Raw genomic sequence first — 4,381 nt, 5'->3', positions numbered from 1 at the left:
GACGCCACCCGCTACCTGTGCGCGGCCGTGCAGCTGGACCACGAACTGGCCAAGCAGGCCATCGAGTCCGTCTTCGACGAACCCCACCGGGCCGTCGCCTCCTCCCCCGGTGTCGACCTGGTCTGCGTCCTGCGGTACGCGCTCGCCGCCCGAAGCCGACAGGTCACCGCGAAGGTCCTGCTGACGCTGATCGCCATCGGCCTGGTGGCCTCGTTCGTCTACCAGCTCGGCCGGACCGCTCCCGCCACCGGGTCGTACGGGCCCTCGCTCGGCCTGCCGCCGTTCACACTCCCGCTCCTGGTACTGGCCTGGGCCGTCATCCTCATCGAACGGCTCACCGCGTACTACGGCGTCGTCAGACCCAGGTTGAGCAGGTCGGCCTTCGACCCCGCGCAGGCCCCGCGCGCCGCCCGGCCGCAGGACGAGGCACGGCTCGGCGCCCTGGCCGGGCAGGACCACCACGGCAACGTCACCGTCTTCTCCGGCTACGAGCCCTTCATCGGCTACGGACGCCTGATCGACTCCTGGAACTTCACCATCCCCGTCGACCGGCCGAGCGAACAGGCCGATGCCGTACTCCCCTTCTCGCTGGCGGAGTTGGCCACCGAGGTGACCGGGGCGGTCGAAGCCCTCGGGCTACCCGGAGTGGAGATCTCCGAGCGGGTGTTCGTCAGCGGCGCGGACCTGGCCCAGGGGCTGAACCCGACGCTGCGCCGGCTCCTGCTCCCCCGGCCGGACGAACGGCCGCAGGTCTCGCTGCCCCCGGCCGTCCTCGACCAGCTGCGGGAGGACGGATCCGGCCGAGCCCGGCCCTACCTGGTGACCACGGTCTCGGGCTGGGGAAGCGAGGTGGTGATCACCACCACCGTCCGCTTCTCCCTGAGCCCCGCCAAGGACGCGCTCTTCGTCGAGGGCGCCGCCCTGCTGCTCCCCCCGATCGACCGCCGGCACCATCTCGTCGACCACCTGCTCGACCGCCCCACCTGGCGGCAACTGCTGGCCCACGCGGGCCGTTCCCTGACCGCCGCACCCGGGCAACTGGTCCGCTGCGCGTTCGCCGTGATCGCCTTCCCGGTGAACCTGCTGATCAACGCCGACAAGCGGCACGAGCAGCTGCGTCAGATCGCCAAGAGCGAATTCAACTACGGCGCCAGGATGAGCATCCGGCAGACGGCCGCCGAATCGAAGTTCCACCGGTACTACCAGCAGATCGACCGCGAGATGTACGCCAAGATCGTCGAGCGGCGCATCCTGGACACCCTCATCGACTTCCTCGAGAACCACCGGGTCGACGTCTCCGAACTCCGGGAACGCCGGAGCGTGATCTACAACGGAGGCATCTTCACCTCCGGCAACTCCAGGATCAACTTCGTCAACTCCTCGGTGGCCGCGGGCGCGGGCAGCCGGATCCGGACCCTGATCGGGCGCGGTGGGACCGACCGACAGAAGGAGAAGCAGTGAACGGCGACCAGAACATCTCGGGCGGCTTCCACGTCAGTGGCAGCGCCAACGTCAGTTTCACCAACGCGGGCGTGGCGGCGGGCCAGTACTCCTCGGCCACCGTCGGCTCCTCGCCGGAGGCCGTGGACGAGGAGGCCCTGGCCCGACGCGTACTCGCGCTCGTCGACCGACTCCGCCAGAGCGAGGACCCCGCCGCCGTACAGACCGCCGAGGACCTCCAGTACGAGGTGAGCTCGCCGTCGCGGCGCTGGGACCAGGTGCTGCGCTTCCTGACCCGGGCCGGGCAGGGCGTGGCCGCGACCACGGTGCTGGCCACCGAGATCCAGGGACTGGACGAGGCCGTCCGGGCGCTCCTGCCCTGAGACGGGCTCCACCACCCGCGGACGGGGCCGCGTCGTGGCTCCGCCCGCCGGGCCTTCCGCCGTTGAACACGAGGCACTGAACACGAGCCGCTGAACACGAGCCGCTGAACACGACAAGAAGGGGGACGTGGTGGCCGAGACCAAGGGAGTCCTGCTGCCCGCTTACGTACTGGCCGACGAGTCCGGCTCGATGGGCCCGTACCTGTCCGAACTGTCCGAAGGCCTGGTCTCGTTGTGCGAAGGGCTGCGAGCCGAGCCCATGATCGCCGCCAAACTCCGGCTGGCCGTCCTCGGCTTCTCCGACGACGTGCAGGTCCGCCTCGCCGTGGCCGACATGCGCGTCGAGACCAACCTGCCCCAGGTGGTCATCCGCGGGCTGACCAACTACAAGGCGGTGTTCGACGACCTCCTGCAGCGGATCCCCGTCGACGTCCGGTGGTTGCGCGGCCAGGGGTACAAGGTGCACCGCCCGGTGGTGTTCTTCCTCAGCGACGGCCAGCCCACCGACGACGGTGACTGGCGGAGTTCGCATGCCGAGCTGACCGACCGGACCAGGACGCCCACCGCCCCGAACATCATCGCCTGCGGAATCGGGGACGCCGAGCCCCGGACCATGCTCGACGTGGCCACCCGGCCGGAGTTCGCCTTCGTCGCCAGGGCCGGGGCCGACATCGGCCGGGCGGTCTCCGAGTTCTTCCATTCGCTCACCGCCAGCCTGGTCGCCTCGGGGCACGCCCTGGGTTCCGCCAATCCGCAGCTCGTGGTCAACCGGCCGGACCAGTTCACGCTGGCCATCGACGAGGTCGGGCTGTGAGGCCGCACGGCGCCGACGGCACTCCGTCACTTCCGGCACCACGGCGTTCGGCCGACACCGGGCGGCCCTGGCAGCGGATCGCCGTGGGGGTGCCGGGCGTCGAGTTCGAGCCCCGACCACCCCGCCAGCCCTCGTTCGACTTCCCCGACACCGAATGTGACGGGTGGTCGACCTCCGACCTCACGATGCGCTTCGCCTCGGTCCGCGGTGCCAAGCACCGTTACTACCAGCGGCCGCGCCAGGACGCCGCGCGCGCCGCCCTGCACCAGCCCACCGGCATCGTCGCGTTCGCCGTCGCGGACGGCATCTCCAACGCGACCAGCTCCGAGCTCGGCGCGATCGAGGCCTGCCGGGCCGCCCTGGCGAGAACGCTCCACCTGCTCTCCGAACGCCCCGGGCCGCTGGACTTCCAGGACGTCGCCCACCACGCCGCCCGGAGGCTGTGGCAGGTCGCCCGGTGGCGGCTGAACGGCGCGGAGCCGGACCGGGCCGAGGTCTCCCGCCTGTACGCGACCACGCTGGTCACCGGCGTGGTCCGCCCCGACCCGGCCGGCCCCGTCGTCGAACTCTGCCGGATCGGGGACTCGGGCGCCTGGCTGCTGGACCGCGCGAACGGCCGCTACCACCCGCTGTTCCGCTCCGGGACGAGCTCGGACGCGCTGCTGGTCTCCAACGAGGTCACGTCGCTGCCCACCGTTCCCGATCCGGTCGAACGGACCGGCACCCGGCTGACTCCGCAGCTCACGCTGCTGATCGGCACCGACGGCTTCGGGGACCCCCTGGGCGACGGCGACGGCCGGGTCGGCGCGCTGTTCGCCGACACCCTCGCCGAACCGCCCACCCCCCTGTGGCTCGCACACGTGCTGGACTTCTCCCGCGAGACCTTCGACGACGACCGCACGCTCCTGGCGATCTGGCCGCACGCCGCGCGGAGGAACCGGTGACCGCCGGGCGCGCCCGTACGGTCGAATACGCCTCGCTCGCCCTGGGCCGACGCCTCGGGCAGGGCGGCCAGGGCGCCGTCCACCAGGTGCTCAACAGGAGGATCAACGAGGCCGAGGACAACTGGGAGGTGGTCTACAAGGAGTACGGCGCGACCGTGCTCCCCGGCCTCGACGGTGGCGCGCTCGCGGCCATGGTGGATCTGCTCGACGAGCTGAACGACGCCGAGCGCCGGTGGCTGTGCGAGAAGACCGCCTGGCCCGCCGCCGTGGTCCGGCTCCAGGGTCTGACCAGCGGGTTCCTCATGCGCGCCGCGCCCGACCGCTTCCACTTCCGGTACCGGAGCCTGAGCGACCCCACCGCGACGACCGCGCGGCTCGCCAACCTCGAGTACCTGCTCAACGACGACGCGTACGTCGCCCTCGTCGGCCTGACCGTCAGCGAGCGGGACCGCCTGCTGCTGCTGGCCGACCTCGCGGCGACGCTCTCCCGGCTGCACCGCATCGGCATCGCGGTCGGCGACCTGTCGCCGAAGAACCTGCTGTTCACCACGGCGGGCCGGCCCGAGTGCTTCCTGATCGACTGCGACGCGATGCGGCTGCGCGGCGCCACGGTGCTGCCGCAGGCCGAGACGCCCGACTGGCAGCTGCCGGCCGGCGAGGAGCGGGCCACGCCGGCCGGTGACGTGTACAAGCTGGCCCTGCTCGCCGTCCGACTGTTCGCGCGTGACCAGATCGCCACCGATCCCGCCGCCCTGTACGCGATCAGTCCGGCGCTCGGCGAGCTGGCCCGCTCCAGCCTC

5 protein-coding genes are annotated in these 4,381 nt (G+C 71.6%); all 5 read left to right on the top strand.

Features of this window, described 5'->3' with window-relative positions:
• Window positions 1-1,461, top strand: a 1,461-nt coding sequence (locus tag J0670_RS31325; protein ID WP_207815257.1) for a hypothetical protein, incomplete at its 5' end; no start/stop codon positions are given.
• Window positions 1,458-1,823: a hypothetical protein gene (locus J0670_RS31320; protein WP_207815253.1), complete on the top strand. Its 366-nt coding sequence runs from the start codon at window positions 1,458-1,460 to the stop codon at window positions 1,821-1,823. The genes J0670_RS31325 and J0670_RS31320, both read left to right, overlap by 4 nt.
• A gap of 130 nt (window positions 1,824-1,953) precedes the next feature.
• Window positions 1,954-2,637: a hypothetical protein gene (locus J0670_RS31315; RefSeq protein WP_207815252.1), complete on the top strand. Its 684-nt coding sequence runs from the start codon at window positions 1,954-1,956 to the stop codon at window positions 2,635-2,637.
• A complete protein-coding gene (locus J0670_RS31310) occupies window positions 2,634-3,581 on the top strand; it encodes a protein phosphatase 2C domain-containing protein (protein WP_207815251.1) in 948 nt (315 codons plus the stop codon). Before J0670_RS31315 ends, J0670_RS31310 begins: the two co-directional genes overlap by 4 nt.
• The coding region (locus J0670_RS31305; RefSeq protein WP_207815250.1) for a lipopolysaccharide kinase InaA family protein at window positions 3,578-4,381 on the top strand (804 nt) is incomplete at its 3' end. The genes J0670_RS31310 and J0670_RS31305, both read left to right, overlap by 4 nt.

Origin of the sequence: Streptomyces sp. FH025 (genome assembly GCF_017427025.1) — a bacterium.
Lineage (GTDB): Bacteria > Actinomycetota > Actinomycetes > Streptomycetales > Streptomycetaceae > Kitasatospora.
The sequence above is the reverse complement of the archived record's forward strand: the minus strand, read 5'-3'. Positions and strand labels throughout refer to the sequence as shown.